Genomic DNA, 18,283 nt, shown 5'->3' with positions numbered 1-18,283 from the left:
GCCGCGCGCCGGCAGGCACGCGCCAGTCAGGAAGTGATGTGGGGAATCAGCCGGTCCAGACCTGCGGAAACTTCATGGCGATCGTCGTGCCGTCCTTTCTGTTGGCGATGACGATCAGGTCAAGCCGGTTCGGGTTGATCCATTCGGAGCTGATATCGAAGCTCGCCACCACGCCGTCATCGATCATCCATTGCAGCGCCTCGGCGGCGTAGTCCTGCGCGCGCTGCGGAACGTCGAGCGGTCCCTTCACGCGATCAAGCAGCCAGAGCCGCGAGCCGATGCGGTATTTCGGATCGGTATCGCCCCACCAGCCGCGCCGGTCGCCATCGGGCGTCGGATCGGACGGCAGCGCGAGGCGATCGGTAAAGAGCGAGATCAGCACGGCGGTCTGCAGATCGTTACCGGCGAGCAGCGACGGGCCATCCATCGCCCAATCGCCGCGCATGCCCGGTATCGACCAGACTGTGGTGATGTCGGGCATGGCGTTATTCCGCTTTGATCTCTGGCTGGTTCGGGGGGTCGGTCGTGACCGTGCTGCCGCCGCTCTGAACGTTCTTGACGGGGTGATTGTGCGAGTCGTAGATTCCGCGACTCGTCGCCATGCTGTGAGAGTTGGTCTTCACGTTGTCGGTGATATCGCCGTCCGCTGTCACGTTGCCGGTGAAGTGCATGAGTGGCGTATCGCCGGTGATCTTCGGCGTATTGGTTATCGTCATCGGCAGGCCGCCGCCATTGACGACGATCCCCGACGCGCTCAGATAAACCGACTGGCCCTTGTTGTCGCTGATCGCGACTTCGCCCGAGGCGAGCCCGCGCATCCGGTACTGCTGATTTCCGCACGCGATGACGACGCCATTGGTACGGTTACCGGCGAGAAAAACCGCAATCGCGTCGCTGCCTGCGGGCGGATTCGATTCAAAACCGTATTCGGCCAGGCGTGGTGTCGCATCGCGCGTCTCGTTCTGCGAGAGCTGCATCTGCACAAGCTGGACCGGGCCGCTGTCATCGACGCGCGTGAGCCGTCCGCGCCCGAGCGAACGCACGAGGCTCCAGAACGCAGAGGGCATGGCTAGTAATAGCGGTTCGTGCCGGCGAGAGCCGCCGCCACATCCTGTGGAAGCGGCATATAGAGGATCGGCTCCGGCTGGAAGCCCTGCGGCGGCATGAGTATCAGGTCGCAGGCAGTCCCGTTCATATCGCGCCGGTACGTGACCTCGCCGATGGTGAACTTCTGCCCGTCGATCAGCTTCAATTGCGGCAGCGAGAGCGCCGCCAGCGTGTTCGGCGCGTAGAGCGTGCCCGCCGCATCGCGCCAGCTTGAAGTGGTCACGGTCACCACATTGCCGCGCCCGATGCGCCGGTTGCATTCCCATAGCGCGTGCTGCTTGGCCACCGTTGCGCCCGCGTCGCCCGTCTCGGCGATGAACGCCTTGGGGCGATAGCGCGGCATGGTCGTATCGTTGACCGTGTACTCCGTGAGCGCCTGAACGCCCAAGTCCTGCAACAGCCCGACGCCGACAAGATAGACGCGGTATTCGGAAAAACGCTGCGAAATATCGCGCAGGTATCCGGCGCGCTCGACATTGACGCCCAGCGCGAAGCCGCCCGCCGCTTCGACCGTTGAAATGGGCGCAAGTACGAGCGCGCCGTCGGCATCCTCATAGCAGAGCAGCTGCGCTGCCTTGCATAGCTCATCGATCTTGGCGTAGGGCGTATCGCCTACGTTGAGATTGACCTGCTCGAACAGGATGCCAGGCGAGCCGATGACCTTGACCGTAATCCCGAACGGCTTGCACAGCGCCGTCGCAACATCCGCCGCCGTGACCTTTTTGAACTGGAACGAATCGAACTGCGCCGAGCAGTCGACAATATCTTCGCACTTGCCCCGGCCACAGACCGAGAGGACGTGGTTATGCGCATCGACGATCTCGCTCACGCGATCCACATAGCCAGTGATCACCGTATCGCCGTCGATCGCGACCACGCACGGATCGCCCTCCATGACGACGATATCCGAGACATTCGGGTAGCGCTCCGTGAGGCTGATATCGAAGTCGGACGGAATACGCTCCATGCCTCGCGTGACGCGGATCGAGGTCCAGCCGGCGATACTCTGCCCGCCCACGGTCAGGGTGAGATCGTCGGGCATGGCATCAGCTTACGGGCGCACTGAGCGAGGCCGGTGCGAAGGCCGGATTGACCGGGTCGATCTGCTGCACGAGGCCGTCATAGCGCGACACGTCCTGGTAGAGCCGCTGCGCAAGCACGATCACGGGCATCGATTCACCCATCGTGATGGTCTGCATGGTGGCGAGCGAATCGCCGCGCGCGGTCAGATCCTGCACAACGGCAGTCTGCAGTGCCTGCAATGTCTCGAAGGTCGTATCGTCGCCCGCGTCGGCCGCGCTGACGATCTCGATATCGAGCGCTTCGGTCACGGTCGAGCGCAGCTGCTGCGCGTCGTCGTAAGAGGTCAGCGCATAGCCGGCTGTGCTGCTCGCGAGCGCGCAGACGGTGCTACGCCGCAGCATCGCGACCACGCCCGCGTTGGCCTGCGTCAGTGTCGGCGTCGCGCCCTGCGCAGGCGTCGTCGCGCTCTGAAGCATCAGGAGCGATTGCACCGCCTCATGCGGGTCGGGGTTCGCGCTCTGGATGGCTGTCACGAGCGATTGCGCGGCGCTTGCCATGCCCGGGTAGTTCCCGCCTGATGCTGCGCCCGTCAGCGCGACGCCTGCCTGGGTTACGGATTGACGCGCCTGCGCGCCCGCACCCATCAGCTGGTCGATGGTCGTCAGCGGATTCTTGGTCGCCGCCGTGAACTCCCCCACATAGCGCCCGAACTGGCCTTTGAGTGTGGCGGTCATCGCGACAAGCGAGGTCGCGCGCTGCGTGATCGTCACCGCATCATTGACGAAAGATTGCGCGGTCCGCTCGATCTCTCCGATGAGCGCGGGCGTCTGCATCAATGCGGTCAGCCGGTTCGTGAAGTCCTGCGCGAGCGCTGCATAGGCCTGGACAACAGAAAGCGAGGTGAACGCCTGCGTGGCAATTGCAACGGTGGGAAACTGCTGCGCGCCGCCTGCAATGAACGTAAAACGCACCTCGAAGCTGCGCCCGCGATCGGTCGTTTCCTCGCACTCGAATTCGAGCAGCGAGGCGTTCAGATGTCCGAGCGACGGATGAACCAGTTCGCCGTCGCCCCGATCAGGCGTCTCGCAGGCGGCAATCATCGCCGCGCGCTGCGCGAGTACGTCGCCGCCGCCATAGGCCGCATCCTGCAGCAGAAAGCCTGTGACCGAGATGCGCCGCCCGGCGCGGCCGAGATCCTCGACCCAGACATCGTCGCGGTACGGGTATTCGTGCACCGAGACGCGCCGCCCCACGCGCAAGGTCCCGCCGCGCGTCGCGAACGGCACGCCGCGCCAGCTGGCCGGCTGCAGTGCCTGGAAATACGGACGATTGATCGCGGCCATGACTTACCCGTTGGCGACCATCGGATAGGCGACGTGCAGACCGTTCGGCGTCTCGGTGCGCACACTGGTTCGCCCGTCACGCTCGACGTGAACCTGCGTGCTCACGTTCACCACCGGGGGCGCTGCCTGCGCCATCGCAGGCGGCGCGGGGTTCAGCAGCGGCGGCAAAGGTGCGGGTGCCGGCGCGCCGGTATCCTGACCACCGCGATAGTTCTGCATGGCCGCCATCACCTTGGGCGCATAGGCGAGCGTTTCAGCCGGCGCCTGGGCGAGTCCCTTGCGATCGACATTGCCTTCGCCCCAGTTGTACGCCGAGAGCGCGAGGCCCACGTTGCCGTGATAGCGCTCCATCAGGCCGCTGAGCTTCTTCGCGGCGGCGTTGGCGGACGCTGCCGGATCAAACGGATTGATGCCGTACTCTTTCGCCGTGGCCGGCATGAACTGGAACAGTCCCTTCGCGCCTGCCGGACTCATCGCCGCCGCGTTGCCATGCGATTCCGTCTGCGCGACGCCCGCAAGCATCCCGGCCGGCAGGCCGTACTGCTTCTCCAGACCGGCAAAGTTCAGTTTCTTCGCCCATTCGGCCACCGGAGCGCTGCCGGGGTACTTGCCGCCCGCCTCGACTTCTGCCGCATGGATTCGCTTAAGCTGGGCGTCCTCGCCCTTGTTCAGTCCTTCGCTATAGAACATCGCGGCGACGCCGGCCGTCACCGGATTGATGAGACCGACGAGACGCGAAGCGATGCCAGCGAGCAGGCCCCCACCGCCCGCTGCGGCCTCTGCAGCGCCTGCACCTACCGCACCTGCGCCCGCCGCGCCCGCGCCAGCCGCACCTACGGCGGTTGCAGTCCCAGCCGCACCCGCCGCCGCCGTTGCCGCCGTAGCGGCCGTCTCAACAGCGCCGAACGAGGTAGCAAGCACGCCCAGGCGGGTGATCAGCGTGACGATGCTGCCGACTGCTGTGAACATCGACGAGACGAAGCCGCCCGCCATATAGACCGCGAGACCGATTGCCACCGTCTTGAAGCCGCCCACGGCATTGATCGCCTTAAGCAGATCCTCGACCATCTGGCTGATCGATTCGGCCGCGCTGCCGATATTGTCGAGGAATGTATCCCAATCGACGCCTTCGACCAGACGGACAAAGGCATTCGCGATGCGCTCGACCACCTCGCCCACGCGCTGCGAGATCAGCTGCCGGTTCGTGGCTATCCAGTTGGTGAAGCGATCGATCATCGGCCCAAGGATTGGGGCGAGCCGGTCGGAGATCGCGGCCTTCAGGCCGTCGAACGCGAGGCCCATGCCCGTGATCGACTGCGTGAACGCCGTTGCACGCGCCGCCATCTCGGGCGTGAAGTCACCGCGCAGCCGCCGCGCCTCGGCTTCGTACTGCTGCATGCCCTTGCGGCCAAGCATCAGCACCGGCATCAGCTGCTCGACGCCGAGGGAGCGCGCGAGATTGCGCGCAGCAGCCGGGTCACGCCTCTGGACGCGCTGGATCACGTCCGCGAGGTCATACATCGCGGCCTGCGTATCGATCGCGCCGGTCTTCGTCGTCCTGAGCTGGATGCCGAGCGCCTGCAGCGTCATCATGGCGGCCTGATTGCGGCCCCAGCGCGCGTCCTGCAAGGTGTCCTGCAACGACTGGAAGCCGCTCGTCATCGTGTCGGCCGACAGGCCCATCAACGTGCCCGCGCTGCGCAACTGTGTGAGCTGGTTGGCGGTGATGCCGAGCAGCCGCGATGTGCGCTCGGTCTCCATGCCGATGCGTTCCCAATGCGTGACCATTTCCGAAAGGCCCGCGAGCGTGCCGCCACCCACAATCGCGAGCAGCGGTGCGCCGATCTTCAGGATGCCGCGTGCGGCTTTCTCGGCCTCGTTCGCGACGCTGCCGAGACTCTTCGAGACCTTCGTCAGGCCCGAGACATCCGAGAAGCCCTTGATGCTCTTCGCGAGGTTCGCATAGGGTCGCGTCATCTTCTCGACGTTCTGGTTCAGGCGTGCGATGGTCGCGCTCGCCTTGTCCACCGCCGAGATGGTGAACTCGATTTTCTTGTCGGCCATCGTTCAGCCCTCGCGCGCCTGCATCCTGATGATGCGTTGCGCCTGCGCGTGCCAATGTGAGAGTTCGGTCCACGTGAGCGCGCCCGCCTCGCGCGGCCCCCAATGGTAGAACCACGTCACTTCCGCAATCACGTCGCGCAGGTTCGGCGGGATCAGTCGAAAAAAGCGGTGAGGTACTTGTTGCACGCATTGAAGTCGCGGATACCCATCTTGCCCACGGTCGCGACTTCGACCTTCGACATCGCGGCGATGAGGTGCTTCATCGCACGCACGGCACCGAATTTCGCGGTCTCATCGTTCACCTTCGCAACCTCATCGGCGACAGGCTCGCGCAGCGTCACCTCACTGACGCCATCGACGGGCGTGATCAGCTTGATCGTGAATGGCGAAACCAGATCGGTCGGATCGGACATGGCGTGGCCTCTTATTGTTCGGTTACGGAGCCGCTGAAGCCTTCCCATTTGACCTCGAAGGTGGCGTCCGGTGTTTTCACTTCCTGCGCTTCGACGGTCCACATGTTGCGCCCCACGACCGTCTTGCCATTCGCGAGTTCGCAGGTCACGGTGTTGTTCGTCATCGAGTTGAAGTCGGCGACCGTGAGCGTGCCCGCGTCGCGGAAGCTTCCCGAGATGAACGGCGCGCGCGGCTTCTCGCCATAGCCGTGAACGCGATCCTGACCGATCAGCGATTCACGCTCGACCGTGCCGGGCGAATAGGTCAACTCGCCGGCGAGCATATAGTTCTGCCCGTCGATCGAGACGTAGGCAATCCCGGCGAGCCGGTTCGTGTTGTCAGCCATGATTGCCTCCTTACGCCGTCAGCCGGAACTGCGCGAGCAGCGCAAAGATCCGCAGCTGGTCGATCAGGATGCCGGGCCAGAGAACATCAACCCGGTTCGGATTCGTCGAGTTGCGCTCGACGATCAGCGCCTTCGCGAATGCATCGCTGTCCTGCACCAGTCCGTCCGCCTCAGCGCCCTGATATTCGGCAATGAGGTCGGCGCGGATGATGTTTGGCGTGACGATGTTTGCGCCGGCAGCAAAACGTGTCCCGTCATCGGCGAGCTTCACGCGCCCGTACTTGCTCGTCACGACCATCGCCAGGCGACGCAACAGCGCGGCCAGCGTGTACAGCGTCTCGACTTCGAGGTAGCTGTCGTCGGGCTGGCCGTAGGCGTTCTCCTGATACGTCGTGATGAGGTTTTCGATCTGCACCGTTCCGTCGTCGGCAACGGTGAAGGTCGAGATTCCGTCGTAGAGGAGCGAATTACGGTCCGAGAGCGCGAAGCGCGAATGAACCGGTGGAGCGAGCACGCCTTTCAGCGGAAGCGTCTGCAAGGGCGTTGCCGGGTCGGCGCGCAGGCTGTTGGCGGACGCGCCTGCGATAGCGCAGGCCCACAGCCATGCCGGCGTCGGACTGTCATTGAAGCCCATGATCGAGCCGTGCTGGTCGTTGCGCGCGGTGCCGATCGCGACGAGCGCGCCGAGCGTACCTTCGGCGGCAGCGAAAAATCCACCGTAGAGCATCTGCTGCCAACTCCAGCGCCCGGTGATGTCGTCGAGAAAATCCTTCAGCCCATCGAGCGAGGTCGGATCGGTATAGGGCGTGACGATGAAGTCGAACGTCATGTCGCCCAGCGCGTCGAGTCCCGCGCTCATGTCCGGTGCCGTCGCGCCACCTGCCATCGCCGTGATGGTGTAGGTCAGTCCTGCGGGCGTCACCTCGCCACCAGGCGTGCCGACGTAGTTCATGCGCAGGTCGATCTCGTTGCCACAGGGACCCTTGTTCAGCGCCGTCAGGGTCACGGTACTGGTTGCCGCAGCAGCGGAAACAGGCAGGTTCGGCGTCGCGTTGATGCTCGCCGCGAGCGCGGTTGCGATTTCGGCTGCGGTCTGCGTCGGCTGGACCGGCTGCGCGATGCGCACGCCGGCGACGTAGAACGAGATCGTGCCGGCAGCGGTCGGCGGCGTATCGATTGCCAGCGTGCCCGCTGCCGCCGTCGCGGCGGCGTCATCCGCGAGCGGGAGATACCAGACCTCGCCGAATGAATCGTTCTGCCGGTACTTCGCGAGCATCAGCGCGAGCATCGATCCCGCACCGCCTGCGGTGATCGCGTCATCGCTGCCCTGGCTGATCGCCGGCACGTTCGGCGTCGCGCTGCCGGTCGGGAGAATCTGCCCGATCATCAGCGCGCGCTGCGTGGTCTGCCCGGTGTTGGTCTGAGAGTTGTCGACTTCCGCGTAAAAGAGCGGGACGCGGATGTTCTCGGGAATCTGCTTGAACGGAATCATGACGTCTCCCCTTCAGCGGAACGCTTCGAAGTCGTGCTGCCCTTGTGGGTCTGCGCAGTTGCCCCTGCGGGCTGAAACGTGGGCGCGGGTGGCGCTGCCGCAGACGGGTCGAGGGACACGTCGCCGTCGCGGATGCGGCGTCGCCAGAACGGCGAGTCGACAACCGTGCGCGGTGCAGTGATCAGGTCGCGCAGGTCCGGGTCGCGCACGACCCTTCCCGCAACCGGATGGATGCGAAGTGTTTTCATGGCGGAAGGGAGCCGGACAGTTATTTGCCGTCGGGCTGCGGGAGCGAGATGTCGATGTAGCCTTCGTCGCGTCCGTCCGGTCCCTGGGTGCGGGGCGCGGGCGTCACGGCGTCGGGGAACGGCGGGTTTGGGTAAGTGCCGCTCGGATCGAACGGCGCGCCCGTGTCAACGTGGATATCGATGCTTTCGAACGGCGCGGGCGGTGCGGGATCGGCGGGCCATGCACCGGGCGTGGGAGCCGCCGCAGTCGGGTCGAACGCCTCGAAGAACTCGCACTGGATCGCGGCCGCAATGCCCGCGATGTGGCGCGAGCCATCGGCGCGGATCTCAAGCGCGGTGTCCACGCTCGCGAACTGCTGGACGATCCGCACGAGCGACCAGTCCGTGAACAGCGCCTGCTCGACGCTGTACCAGAGCGCTTCAATCGCGTCCTGCGCTGCGCTCGCGGTCGTGGCGAGAACAGCGGCCTTGACCTCAAGCGTGCAGCCGGTGGTGAATTCCGGCATGCCCCGGTTGACCGAGTTCTTTGTCTCACCCGAGGTGCGAACGACGATGACCGGCAGAATCCCATCGGGCAGCGACCAGTCACCCGGCGACTGGATCGTGACGGGCGTGCCCCGGTCGGTCAGCGCAGCATTGGCGAGCGCACCGATGGCGGCCAGACGCAGCTGGCGGCGGCCGAGCATCGGCAGTGCAACGGGCGTGAGATCGCGGCGCATGGCCTCAGTCCGCGTTGTTCAGCAGCAGGAAGCACCAGCCGTGACCGTCGACGCGGACCTCGCGGATGACGAAGGTCGTGTCGACGAGCGGCGCGGGTGACGCCGCGAACACGAGCAGCGTGTCACCCTGCACGGCGGCCATCGCAAGCTGCACCACGCGAAAGCCGAAGCAGGGACGCTTGCTCGTGACCGGCACGCCGTCGATCACGTCGATATCGGTCACGGCTTCATCGAACACGCCATTGAGCGGCGTGGTGGTGGTGCCGTCGGCGGTGGTGTGGTTCGCCGCCTGACCGAACACGCCCTCGACCGGCGCGAGCAGGACCGAATCCCAGTCGATCACGACTTGCCCTTGCTGCCGGTATGAGCGCTGCTGCCGCTTCTGTTGCTGGCCGCTTCCTTCGCTGCTTCGGCATCAACCTCGTCGCGTGCCTTGCGCGCCTTCTCGCGTGCTTCGGCAGCAGCTGCGGCCGACGCGAGTGCGGTGCCCGACAGCAACACTTCCGGCCGCGTGCAGATGAACAGCGGATAGGCGTACGTTTCCATCTTCCACCACATACGCCGTAGCACATCGAAGATCGGCAGCACGTACACCGGCTTTCCGGGCGTGTTCACCCAATCGACGGTCTCGCCCGGCGCGGTTGCCTCGCGGAAAATGCCAGGCGCGCCGACCGGGAAAAACAGCACATCGTTGTCGGGCACCTTGATCGTGGCGTTATCGTCCGAGCCACGATAGTTGAACCACGTAATGCCGGCGAAATCGAACGAGTCGAACGCCGCGCCCTGCGAGTTGTCGCGCAGCGCGCGCGCATCGGACCAGTTAACGAACGTGCGGATCACATCGACATGGTTGACGAACGCGTCGTAGAACGCATCGCCGCACATGCCATAGACGCGCGTGGTCGCGGTGAACGCCCCCTGCGCCTTGCGGGCCATCGTCCGCACGATGCCGTTGCAGATCGGACGCAGCGAGTTCGGTGTCTGCGCGCTCAGATCGAACGGCGTTACCGGTGCCTGCGTGATGCCAAACTCGTTAAACCAGTTGTATTTCACGCTGCCGTCTTTCGGATCGAGCACGAGGCCCTGCAGGGCCGCAAGACGCAGGAACTCCTTCGTGTATTCGACAGAGGCGAGCAGCCCTGTCGGTCCCGAGAGCCGGCGCGCGACCTCGGTCTCGATCTGCATCAGCACCGACTCCGTGCCGAATTCGCGGATGCCCTGGACTTCCTCGGCATACACCGTGTCGTCGTGCATGAGGCGCGGCACGTTGAAGTAGCGCATATCGCGCTTCTCGGTCGTACGCTGCGTGCCTTCTGCGCCGCGCTCCGAGAACGGAATCAGGACGAGCTTACCGGTGCGCTCCTCGACGGCGAGCGCCTTGGTGCGGATCGGATTCGGCTCAAAGACATTCAGCGCGCCAAGTCCCACAGGCTGGAACGGATTGCGTTGAACGGCATCCGTCAGGGCGATTGCCGTGAACGGGTCCTGGTGGAATACGTCAAGAATTTCGCCAGCCATGACAGGACTCCCCGAAAAAAAAGACCGCCCCGCGACGCGGGAGCGGCCTTCGTTCGAACTGGAAAGAGCGGGATTCGCGCTGGGGCGCGAGGTGGTTTAGCGCAGGATGATGCCGACCGAAGCGAGCTGGGCCGTCGCGGTCGCGATCTGCGACGGCGTCGCGCCGCTCGGCCAGATCAGTTCGGACGCGTTGACTTCGGCGTCGCGCGTGATTGCTGTCGCCGATACGGGTCCAACCGTCGCGTCCTTCGTGCCCCAGAGGATGCCGGCTGCTGTTTCCGAACCATCACCGGCACCGCCCGGATTGAGCGGCACGTAGTCCCCCGAGGCCGTCAGGTGCCCGAGCACCGTGCCGGCGTAGACCTTGGTGCCGCCCGAGAGCGTGACCTGATCGCGCGAGCGGTGCCCGTTCGCTTCGGATACGACGAACCCGCCGTCATGCCACTGCTCAGAGAGAACAGTCGGAGTGCTCATGTTGTGTCTCCCACGGATGAAAGGATGAGAACGCTTCAGCGCGAGCGCGCCTGCGGATTGGCCTTGCCGAATGCACGGTCCCAGCCCGCCGCGATGGCCTGTTGGCTGTTGCGCTCGGGCGTGCCTCCCGGACCGACGCGTGGATTGCGCGCGGCGCGATCGGACGGCGCATTCGGCACCGGCGCGGCCTCCAGCATTGCGATTGCCTCGTTGCGTGGGAGGCGCGTCTTGAATGCGAGATGCGCAGCCAGCACTGTGTTGCGCGCCGCAGCCTTTGAGGCGAAGATCGCCGCGCACCGCGCCTGTTCGCGACGGCGTGCGCGAGCGGCGGTTGACGTGCCGCGCATCTCGCCTTCGTCATCGTCGTCCTCATCGTCCTGCGCTTCTTCATCCTCGCCCTGGGCTCGGGCGCTTTTCGCCTTGCCGCGCTTGCCCTTGCCGCTGTCATCATCGGGATCGGCGTCGTCATCACCGTCGTCGCCACTTTCCGCGCGCGCGTCCTCGCGGCCGTCATCGTCCTCGCGATCCTTGTCGTCGTCCTGGGCGCGCGCGCGCTTTCCCTTGCGGCTGTTCACGTCCTCGCGGTCGCGCTCGGCCGGCTCCTTGTCGTCGTCATCTTCAGCGCGAGCGCTGTCGTCCTTGTCGTCCTTCCTGTCGTCGTCATCCTGCGCACGCGCCCGCGAACTCACAGCCGACAGATGCGCAAAGGACAGCGCCCTTTGCATGCGCTGCTGCACGCCCTTCATTGCGATGCCCATTTCGAACCTCCCGTCTGTTCCTGCAACGTTGACCAGAGCGCATAAAGCGCCTCATCCGGGGATTGCACAGCGTCGGCAAAACCCATATCCACACCCGCCGATCCGAGAAACGTCGCGCCCTGAGCCGCTCGCAGCCTCGCCACAGCAATTCCGCGGTTGCGCGCGACGGTCGCAAAGAACAGTTCGGCAACCTCATCGACGTCCGACTGGATCGCCGCGCGTGCGTCGTCCGAGAGCGGTTGATACGGAGTGCCGTCTGCCTTGCGTGCGCCCGAGGTAATGAGCGTGACCGTGATGCCTTCCTTCGCGAGCGCCTGCGAGAAGTCCACGTGCGCGACGATCACGCCGACGCTGCCCGTGCCACCGGTACGCGGGACCGTGACCGTGTCGCACGCGCTCGCGAGCGCATAGGCGGCCGAGAACGCGCACTCACTGAGGATTGCCCACAGCGGCTTGGTGCCGCGCGCGCGCCAGATCGCGTCGGACAGATCGAAGCAGCCGGCGACCTCGCCACCGGGCGAGTCGATGTCGAGCACGATGGCACGCACCGTCTCGTCAGCGAGCGCCATGCTCAGGTTCGCGCGGATGCCGTCATAGCCGGTCATGCCCGAGTACGGGCGTAGCGTGCCGAGCTTCTGGACGAGCGTGCCCTGCACCGGCACGATCGCAATGCCCTCGATCACGCGATAAGGGCGCTCATCGATCGGCTCGCCCATGTCGAAATCGCCACCATCGAGCAGCAGCATTTCGCCGTCGGCGCGAAACAGGCGCGCGAGGCCAAAGCGGTCCGCGAGCGCCGCCATCACGATCTCGACCTTGCCCGGCGTGATCGCGAGCGGCACGTTGAATAGGCGTGTCGCCAGATGTGGATAGTCAGGAAGCATTACACGAACCGTGGCTTGGTTGAGATCGACATAGCGCACGGCGGTCTATAATCTCGCCGCGTCCGTGACAGCATTCAATTCCAAGGGAGTTAGTCATCATGCATGGCCAATGGAAAGGCGACTTTGAGGCTACTGAATGGGCAGGCACCGTAACTATCGACGCAGAAGACTTTCAAGGCGATACGGTGGGCAGTGCCGTGCTCTTTCCTAGACAAGGACTAAACGGCCCTGTGATCGTTGGACAGATTCAATCTACCTTCGGCACGGCACCTCGCCTTTATGTATCCCTTCTGCTGAACGCAGTGAATCCGTACAACGGAAGCCTGCTTTCATGGGAACAGAGCCGCCAGCAATTTCGTGATATCCAATTGGCAAAGTTTGCGCAGGCCGAAATAAACTTGAACGACGATCAATTGGTGATTCACTGGCACTCGGATATCAACAGGGCTGGGCGCGCGACATTGAGGCGGATCGATGCAGCGGCAGGCCGAGCCTCCGATCTACCGTCCAGACGAATGACTTGGGACCAGTTCAAGAAGCACGTTGCGACTCTGCCTTTGCGAAAATTCGTATTCAGAGGTCAGCAAAATAAAGCATGGAGGCTTCGGTCGCATTTCCATAGAACGGGCCGGAGAGATCTTGTCAAGTACACCTGGACCGACTTGCCACTGCTTCACCGGAATTTAAGCGCACGCACGCGTCACCTGTTCGACCGCGCAATTCCCGACCAGAATGGTGCTTTTCTCCACTTGGCGCAGCATCATGGCTTTCCGACTCCCCTCATTGATTGGACGTATTCGCCCTATGTCGCCGCGTTTTTTGCGTTTAGGAAACTGAGCGTTTCCGATTCGGAAAAGCGCGGTACTCCCAGTGTGCGCATCTTCCTCTTTGATCAGGAGCAGTGGAGGTCGGATGCGCCGCAAATAACGTTCACCGCTGCAATGCCACCGCACTTCTCGCTGCTTGAATTTCTCGCGGTAGAAAACGAGAGATTGATTCCGCAGCAGGCACTCTCAGGCCTCACAAACGTGGACGACGTTGAGACGTACATCGCAGGGTTCGAACAAAGAGCAAACAAGCGCTATTTGTTTGCGATAGACATTCCTGCACACGAACGAAAAAAAGTGATGGAAGAACTCGCATTAATGGGGATTACGGCGGGCTCTCTTTTTCCGGGCCTTGATGGCTCTTGCGAAGAGCTGCGCGAAAGGCTTTTTCCTTCATAGATCAACAACTCCCGCTTTGAAAATCACTGCGGCTGCGGCACAGCGGCGTCCGCGCTGCGGCTGATTTCTGCGACCGCGACGTCGCCCGCCCAGTCGGGCAGCGGCAGGCCCAGTTCGTTCATGAGCTTGATTTCCATCGCGCGCTGGTGCAGCACTTCCTCGTAGTCGAGGCCCTGCTCGGCGCACTCGCGCTTGAGCGTCGAGAGTGCGGCGTCCATCCCCATGACCGCGCCGGCCTTCTCCTTCGTCGGATCGATCCAGCCGCGAGCCACACCCATCCACGAGCAGCGCGAGTAAGCCGAGCGCATTTCCGCGAACGGGGGTGCGCCGGCCGGCAGCGGCAGTTCGCCCAACTCGAATGCTTCCCACAACCACGTCGCGTAGAACGGCGTGGCGAAATTCAGGCAGAACTCGTCGCGCCGACGCTGCAGCGTTTTCCATGCTTCGAGCAATGCCGCGCGTGCGCTGCTGTAGTTCGTCTTGCTCCAGTCCTGCGTGATCTGCTCGGCCGACAGACCGAGCGCGGCGGCGATCACGCGCTGCATCTCGTGCGCGAACATCTCGAAGTTGCCGTTCGGATGTCCCGCCTGCACGCTCTGCAGCGACTCGCCCGGTGCAAGCGTGGCGATGCGCACGCCGTTCAGATACGCGGGCCGCTCGTTCGCCCACTCGGCGCGCAGCGACTGGTACAACGGCAGTTCGTCACCTTCGCCGGCACCGAGCGCGTCCTGCACGAGCGCCGGATCGTAGGGGCTCGTCACATAGGTGCCGAAGATCGAGGCGACGGTCGCGGCCTGAAGCTCGACGCCGTAGTAGCGAGCCAGCATCTTGGCGTGCGAGAGCACCGGCGTGAACACGCCGATGCCGCGATGCTGGCCGGCGCGGTCGCGATCGAAGTCGTGGATCACGCGCAGCCAGCCATCATCGTCATAGCGCTCGATGCGCTCCCATGTGTTCGCCTCGATCGCGAGATACCAGTCGTTCTGCTCGGCCTCGCGGATGTGGTAGGCAACGGGCGCGCCGTTGTCATCGATCTCGACGCCGCCGCGCATGTTGCGCGAGTCGATCATCTGGTAGGGATTCGAGAGCCGGTCGGGATCGACCAGCAGCAGCGAGGTCGCGTAGTCCGCTGCGCCGTAGCCGCGCTGCTCCGGTAACCAGTAGTTGACGCCCAGCCCCTCGCCGTCGATCAGCTTGTGCCGCATCGCGAGGCGAAACTGCTGGCCCACCGTCAGTTCGCGCGCCACGTCGTTGTAGTGGTCGATGTTCTCTGCGAAGCCGCGCCACAGCGCCTCGGCGGTACGCCTGAATTCATCGGCCCATGTTGCGTCGAACGCGGTGATTCCGGTCTTCAGCGCGAGCGCGCGGTAGTCGGGACTCGCCGATAGCTTCAGATTCGTCCCGACGGTGTTGTCGAGGATGCGGTTGACCGCGCCGTTGATCCAGCCATCGTTGCGCGCGAGGTCGCGAGCGCGCGCGACCATGCGGTCGCGAAAGAGATTGATCTCCGAGTCGGGCGAGCGTATCCACGGCAGCCAGTTCCCGAACTCCTGACTCATCCAGTTCGCGGCGTCGTACGGGAAGTAATACGGCGCTAACCCGAGTTGCGAACCGGACGCATAGTTGCCGCCCATGCCGTTCTGCGCGCGCTGCCGTCCGCGCGGCGCAAGCGTGCCGCCCGCCTGATCACCAGCGGCGGCCTGCGCAGGCTGCTCCAGCGGATGCCCGCGTGAGTCGACGATCAGGCCCATGATGCGTGTCCCTAGAAGAACGGCGTGATCGGCGGGCGGATGTTGCAGCAGTAGCCGTTAAGCGAGGCGAGCTGCTTCTGCACAAGCTTGATCGCCTGCACGAGATCCGCGATGTTCGCGAGCGTATAGGAGACCGACCGCGAGCCATCGGCCTGCGTGTACGACGCAGACTGCACCTTGCCACCGCTCACGAGCAGCAGATACGCCTGCTGCATGTCGGCGAGCTGCGCCTGCAGCGCGGACGCGTCGAGGCCGTCGAGAATGCTGGTACATCCGCAATTAGCCATGATCTATGCGAGCCGGTTGACAATGGATCGGGTAATCGCAGCGCGCGCCGCAGGCGGCACGCCCTGCGCTGCTGGTTGACGCTCTGGCGCGCCGAGCGTGGTCGTCGTTGCGCCCACGCTGTCGGCGCGCTGGTTCAGCTTCAGGCCGAAATAAAGCAGTCCACACAAGGCCCCGTAGGCGTACACGCGACAGTCGAGTGCTTCATTGGCCCGACCGCCCGGTAGCTCCCAGACCCGAAAGCGCTTGCCGCCCGCTTCGCGCACCACGAGGCGCTCGGCGGTGAGCTGCGCGTAGTAGCCGATGTCGCGGTTGGCCGGAAAGTGCATATAGCCCGGTCCGTGCTCCATCAGGAGCAGCCGGGCGCGGATGGTGTCCTTCGCTGCGTTGACGCCGAGGATGATCGGGCGGAACGTCTTCTTCGAACGCGGCGAGGGTCGCTTCGGCGGCCAGACCGGATTGCGCTCGCCACCGCGCGCCGACTCACCCTTGATCGCCCACACGCGCCGGCCGAGTCGCGCCTTGCAGAACTCATAGACCGCCTGCGTGTGGTGACCGCCCGAGTCGATGCAGGCCGCCATCACCTCGAACGGCCGACCGTCGGCGCGCTTCCACATCCGCAGCAGGTACTCGTCGACCAGATCCTGTATCGGCGCGTCGGCGAACTCGCCCTCGAAGATCTCGTAGTCGATCGACCAGCTTTCCTCGTTGCGTCCCCAGCCCACGGTCTCGCACTCGACGCGGTAGTCCTGCACGTCGATGCCGATCGTGATCACCGCGACGCCGTCGGGAACCTCGGCAGCCCATGTCTCGCCGCGCGCGACGAGCGTTTCCGCCTGCACGCGCCTGCCAGTATGTGCACGGTACGGGAGCCCCATCTGCGTGTTCCACCAGGCCTGCAGCTTTTCCTCGTCGCCCTGCGCATCTATCCATTTCTTCGCGACTGCGGGTGGCCGGTCGCGTGTCCACGGACTGTAGAGTTTTGATGCCTGAAACCCGGCGTGCGTGTTCTCGATGCCCGGCTGTCCACAGGTCGGGCATTTCGCGCGATAGACGGCGTAACGACCAGCCTGCGCGTCGTGCCACCACTGCCAGACGGCAGCGACGGCCGGCCCGCCGTCTGTTTCGCGCCAGGCCTTTTCATAGGCATCGAGTGGGACATGGCGCGCGCCGCAGCAGTTGAAGGGCTTCGTCTGATGCCAGCGCGCGCTGTGCAATGCGTTGAGGCGATCGGCCTCCGACCAGCTGGCGCCACACGCCTCGCAGAAGATGCGCGCCGTATCCGTTTCGTGCGCCGTGATGTTGCCGGTCTCGTCCCGTGTCTTGTCCCATTCGACGTGTTTGAAAAAATCGGGAAACAGCCGGTGCCCGCAATGCGGACACGCCAGCGACGCGCGACGCTGATCCGACGCCTCGTAGCTGTCCTCGATCCGGCTTTCCTCGGCGATCGTCGGCGAGCAGGCCCGCACACTCAGCCAGGTCGCGAACGTCGCCGTGCGTTCCTCGGCAAGCGTGATCGGATCGCCCTCGCGCGTGACCGGGTACTTGTCGATCTCGTCGGCGAGCACGATGCGCACCGGCCGACGCGCGAGGTTGTCTGGACTGCCCGCGCCGGCAAGCGCTATGAAGCCGCCCGGAAATGCCTTGTAGCCGAGCGTGTCATCACCGTTGCGCATGCGCGCCGGCCCAACCAGATCGCGCAGCACCGGCGTCGCACGAATGAGCGGCGTCAGGCGCTCCTTGCTGAACTGCTCGGCCGCTTCGTCCTTCGGCTGAAGCAGCAGCAGCGGGCACGGATCGAGATGCGCGTGATACCCGAAGATGTTCTCCAGCAGCGCGGTCTTGAGCAGCTGCGTGCAGACCATCGCCGTGATCACGTGCACACCCGGCTCCGTCACCGCGAGCATCGGCCCTCGCGCGATCTCGACCGTCGAGGTATGCCATGCCCCCGTCAGACTGCCAGCAGAGCGCGCGAGCTTGCGATAGCGGTCGGCCCACTCTGGCAGCGACAGTCTCGGCGGCGGGGTCCAGCCCCGGCGAGCCGCCTGCGCGATCAGATCACGCTGTGCCTGCTTCGAAACGGATCTCGGGTTCTCCGAGATCGGCAAGCTGATTGTGGACATGGGCAGTGAGCGAGGCGGTCAGCCGTTCGATGTCGGTGATGCCGAACTCGACCGCGAGAAATGGTGCGACCTTCGCAGGCCACGCGAGCCAGGCATCACGCTGCTCGCGGAACAGGTCGAAGACGACGTTCTGCGCGGTGGTGATGTCGACAAGCGAACGGGACTTTTCTTCGTATTCGAGCCGGCGCAGCAGCGCTAACCAGTTCTCCTTCAGGCGCAACGCTTCGCCATAGGGGACGCCCTTGCCGCCGCCCTCGCTCGTGCGCAGGCCCGCGCGTGCGTCGTCGCTTGCCCGCCATTGCGAGCCCACGAGCGTCGGGTCCATGCGTCCGTCCGACGCGCGCGTGAGCCGTCCGTCGCGCAGCGCAAAATGCACAAGCGTGTCCGACACGCCCTCGCGGCGCGCGAACTCCTTGATGGAGATGGTGTCCTTGTCAGCCATGACGCAAACGCTTAGACCTTTTGGGGT

General features: G+C 64.6%; 20 protein-coding genes. 1 reads left to right on the top strand and 19 read right to left on the bottom strand.

The genetic code is table 11. From position 1 onward, the window contains the following. Nucleotides 1–46: 46 nt before the first annotated feature. From OKW27_RS35205 to OKW27_RS35135, 15 genes are all read right to left on the bottom strand, one after another. Complete coding sequence (locus OKW27_RS35205; RefSeq protein ID WP_429336165.1) at nucleotides 47–481, bottom strand: phage GP46 family protein; 435 nt, start codon at nucleotides 479–481, stop codon at nucleotides 47–49. A 4-nt stretch (nucleotides 482–485) separates the two neighbouring features. After that, nucleotides 486–1,067 carry a phage baseplate assembly protein V gene (locus OKW27_RS35200; protein ID WP_429336164.1) on the bottom strand — a complete coding sequence of 194 codons (582 nt, stop codon included), beginning with the start codon at nucleotides 1,065–1,067 and terminating at the stop codon, nucleotides 486–488. 2 nt (nucleotides 1,068–1,069) lie between these two features. Next, nucleotides 1,070–2,149: a phage baseplate assembly protein gene (locus OKW27_RS35195; RefSeq protein WP_429336163.1), complete on the bottom strand. Its 1,080-nt coding sequence runs from the start codon at nucleotides 2,147–2,149 to the stop codon at nucleotides 1,070–1,072. 4 nt (nucleotides 2,150–2,153) lie between these two features. Further along, nucleotides 2,154–3,473, bottom strand: a complete 1,320-nt coding sequence (locus OKW27_RS35190; protein ID WP_429336162.1) for a DNA circularization protein — start codon at nucleotides 3,471–3,473, stop codon at nucleotides 2,154–2,156. A gap of 3 nt (nucleotides 3,474–3,476) precedes the next feature. After that, a complete protein-coding gene (locus tag OKW27_RS35185; protein WP_429336161.1) occupies nucleotides 3,477–5,537 on the bottom strand; it encodes a lytic transglycosylase domain-containing protein in 2,061 nt (686 codons plus the stop codon). 152 nt (nucleotides 5,538–5,689) lie between these two features. Next, the gene (locus tag OKW27_RS35180) at nucleotides 5,690–5,950 is read right to left on the bottom strand and encodes a phage tail assembly protein (RefSeq protein ID WP_429336160.1); all 261 of its coding nucleotides are present in this window, start codon (nucleotides 5,948–5,950) and stop codon (nucleotides 5,690–5,692) included. Between the two features lie 11 nt (nucleotides 5,951–5,961). Next, complete coding sequence (locus tag OKW27_RS35175) at nucleotides 5,962–6,336, bottom strand: phage tail tube protein (protein ID WP_429336159.1); 375 nt, start codon at nucleotides 6,334–6,336, stop codon at nucleotides 5,962–5,964. 10 nt (nucleotides 6,337–6,346) lie between these two features. Continuing rightward, on the bottom strand, nucleotides 6,347–7,828 hold the full coding sequence (locus OKW27_RS35170; RefSeq protein WP_429336158.1) for a phage tail sheath subtilisin-like domain-containing protein: 1,482 nt from the start codon (nucleotides 7,826–7,828) through the stop codon (nucleotides 6,347–6,349). Further along, nucleotides 7,825–8,076, bottom strand: a complete 252-nt coding sequence (locus tag OKW27_RS35165; protein WP_429336157.1) for a DUF2635 domain-containing protein — start codon at nucleotides 8,074–8,076, stop codon at nucleotides 7,825–7,827. The genes OKW27_RS35170 and OKW27_RS35165 overlap by 4 nt, the downstream gene beginning before the upstream one ends. Nucleotides 8,077–8,096: 20 nt before the next feature. After that, a complete protein-coding gene (locus OKW27_RS35160) occupies nucleotides 8,097–8,795 on the bottom strand; it encodes a hypothetical protein (protein WP_429336156.1) in 699 nt (232 codons plus the stop codon). A 4-nt stretch (nucleotides 8,796–8,799) separates the two neighbouring features. Next, nucleotides 8,800–9,138, bottom strand: coding sequence for a head-tail joining protein (locus OKW27_RS35155; protein ID WP_429336155.1), 339 nt, complete (start codon nucleotides 9,136–9,138; stop codon nucleotides 8,800–8,802). Continuing rightward, complete coding sequence (locus OKW27_RS35150) at nucleotides 9,135–10,313, bottom strand: major capsid protein (protein WP_429336154.1); 1,179 nt, start codon at nucleotides 10,311–10,313, stop codon at nucleotides 9,135–9,137. The genes OKW27_RS35155 and OKW27_RS35150 overlap by 4 nt, the downstream gene beginning before the upstream one ends. A gap of 96 nt (nucleotides 10,314–10,409) precedes the next feature. Beyond that, the gene (locus OKW27_RS35145) at nucleotides 10,410–10,787 is read right to left on the bottom strand and encodes a head decoration protein (RefSeq protein WP_429336153.1); all 378 of its coding nucleotides are present in this window, start codon (nucleotides 10,785–10,787) and stop codon (nucleotides 10,410–10,412) included. Nucleotides 10,788–10,822: 35 nt separating this feature from the next. Next, nucleotides 10,823–11,545: a hypothetical protein gene (locus OKW27_RS35140; RefSeq protein WP_429336152.1), complete on the bottom strand. Its 723-nt coding sequence runs from the start codon at nucleotides 11,543–11,545 to the stop codon at nucleotides 10,823–10,825. After that, a complete protein-coding gene (locus tag OKW27_RS35135) occupies nucleotides 11,530–12,429 on the bottom strand; it encodes a S49 family peptidase (RefSeq protein ID WP_429336151.1) in 900 nt (299 codons plus the stop codon). Before OKW27_RS35135 ends, OKW27_RS35140 begins: the two co-directional genes overlap by 16 nt. A 98-nt stretch (nucleotides 12,430–12,527) precedes the next feature. Here OKW27_RS35135 and OKW27_RS35130 point away from each other — a divergent pair, with 98 nt between their 5' ends. Then, entirely contained in the window at nucleotides 12,528–13,655 is a 1,128-nt protein-coding gene (locus OKW27_RS35130) for an FRG domain-containing protein (RefSeq protein ID WP_429336150.1), read from the top strand. A gap of 23 nt (nucleotides 13,656–13,678) precedes the next feature. On the opposite strand, the gene OKW27_RS35125 is transcribed toward OKW27_RS35130, so the two are convergent. Genes OKW27_RS35125 through OKW27_RS35110 form a run of 4 tightly spaced genes read right to left on the bottom strand, consistent with a single transcriptional unit; the run spans nucleotide 13,679 to nucleotide 18,256 of the window. Next, on the bottom strand, nucleotides 13,679–15,406 hold the full coding sequence (locus OKW27_RS35125) for a phage portal protein (protein WP_429336149.1): 1,728 nt from the start codon (nucleotides 15,404–15,406) through the stop codon (nucleotides 13,679–13,681). Between the two features lie 11 nt (nucleotides 15,407–15,417). Beyond that, on the bottom strand, nucleotides 15,418–15,693 hold the full coding sequence (gene gpW / locus OKW27_RS35120; RefSeq protein WP_429336148.1) for a gpW family head-tail joining protein: 276 nt from the start codon (nucleotides 15,691–15,693) through the stop codon (nucleotides 15,418–15,420). 3 nt (nucleotides 15,694–15,696) lie between these two features. After that, the gene (locus OKW27_RS35115) at nucleotides 15,697–17,814 is read right to left on the bottom strand and encodes a phage terminase large subunit family protein (protein ID WP_429336147.1); all 2,118 of its coding nucleotides are present in this window, start codon (nucleotides 17,812–17,814) and stop codon (nucleotides 15,697–15,699) included. Beyond that, on the bottom strand, nucleotides 17,750–18,256 hold the full coding sequence (locus tag OKW27_RS35110) for a hypothetical protein (protein WP_429336146.1): 507 nt from the start codon (nucleotides 18,254–18,256) through the stop codon (nucleotides 17,750–17,752). The genes OKW27_RS35115 and OKW27_RS35110 overlap by 65 nt, the downstream gene beginning before the upstream one ends. Between the last annotated feature and the right edge of the window lie 27 nt (nucleotides 18,257–18,283).

It is taken from the genome of Paraburkholderia sp. 35.1 (genome assembly GCF_050436525.1).
In the GTDB taxonomy this organism is placed as follows: domain Bacteria; phylum Pseudomonadota; class Gammaproteobacteria; order Burkholderiales; family Burkholderiaceae; genus Paraburkholderia; species Paraburkholderia tuberum.
The sequence above is the reverse complement of the archived record's forward strand: the minus strand, read 5'-3'. Positions and strand labels throughout refer to the sequence as shown.

Bases quoted from the DNA above. Each gene is read 5' to 3' on its own strand.
- OKW27_RS35205 (WP_429336165.1), bottom strand. From the start codon at position 481: ATGCCCGACATCACCACAGTCTGGTCGATACCGGGCATGCGCGGCGAT.
- OKW27_RS35200 (WP_429336164.1), bottom strand. From the start codon at position 1,067: ATGCCCTCTGCGTTCTGGAGCCTCGTGCGTTCGCTCGGGCGCGGACGG.
- OKW27_RS35170 (WP_429336158.1), bottom strand. From the start codon at position 7,828: ATGATTCCGTTCAAGCAGATTCCCGAGAACATCCGCGTCCCGCTCTTT.
- OKW27_RS35190 (WP_429336162.1), bottom strand. From the start codon at position 3,473: ATGGCCGCGATCAATCGTCCGTATTTCCAGGCACTGCAGCCGGCCAGC.
- OKW27_RS35140 (WP_429336152.1), bottom strand. From the start codon at position 11,545: ATGGGCATCGCAATGAAGGGCGTGCAGCAGCGCATGCAAAGGGCGCTG.
- OKW27_RS35125 (WP_429336149.1), bottom strand. From the start codon at position 15,406: ATGGGCCTGATCGTCGACTCACGCGGGCATCCGCTGGAGCAGCCTGCG.
- OKW27_RS35110 (WP_429336146.1), bottom strand. From the start codon at position 18,256: ATGGCTGACAAGGACACCATCTCCATCAAGGAGTTCGCGCGCCGCGAG.
- gpW (WP_429336148.1), bottom strand. From the start codon at position 15,693: ATGGCTAATTGCGGATGTACCAGCATTCTCGACGGCCTCGACGCGTCC.
- OKW27_RS35185 (WP_429336161.1), bottom strand. From the start codon at position 5,537: ATGGCCGACAAGAAAATCGAGTTCACCATCTCGGCGGTGGACAAGGCG.
- OKW27_RS35145 (WP_429336153.1), bottom strand. From the start codon at position 10,787: ATGAGCACTCCGACTGTTCTCTCTGAGCAGTGGCATGACGGCGGGTTC.
- OKW27_RS35165 (WP_429336157.1), bottom strand. From the start codon at position 8,076: ATGAAAACACTTCGCATCCATCCGGTTGCGGGAAGGGTCGTGCGCGAC.
- OKW27_RS35175 (WP_429336159.1), bottom strand. From the start codon at position 6,336: ATGGCTGACAACACGAACCGGCTCGCCGGGATTGCCTACGTCTCGATC.
- OKW27_RS35135 (WP_429336151.1), bottom strand. From the start codon at position 12,429: ATGCTTCCTGACTATCCACATCTGGCGACACGCCTATTCAACGTGCCG.
- OKW27_RS35150 (WP_429336154.1), bottom strand. From the start codon at position 10,313: ATGGCTGGCGAAATTCTTGACGTATTCCACCAGGACCCGTTCACGGCA.
- OKW27_RS35115 (WP_429336147.1), bottom strand. From the start codon at position 17,814: ATGTCCACAATCAGCTTGCCGATCTCGGAGAACCCGAGATCCGTTTCG.
- OKW27_RS35130 (WP_429336150.1), top strand. From the start codon at position 12,528: ATGCATGGCCAATGGAAAGGCGACTTTGAGGCTACTGAATGGGCAGGC.
- OKW27_RS35160 (WP_429336156.1), bottom strand. From the start codon at position 8,795: ATGCGCCGCGATCTCACGCCCGTTGCACTGCCGATGCTCGGCCGCCGC.
- OKW27_RS35180 (WP_429336160.1), bottom strand. From the start codon at position 5,950: ATGTCCGATCCGACCGATCTGGTTTCGCCATTCACGATCAAGCTGATC.
- OKW27_RS35195 (WP_429336163.1), bottom strand. From the start codon at position 2,149: ATGCCCGACGATCTCACCCTGACCGTGGGCGGGCAGAGTATCGCCGGC.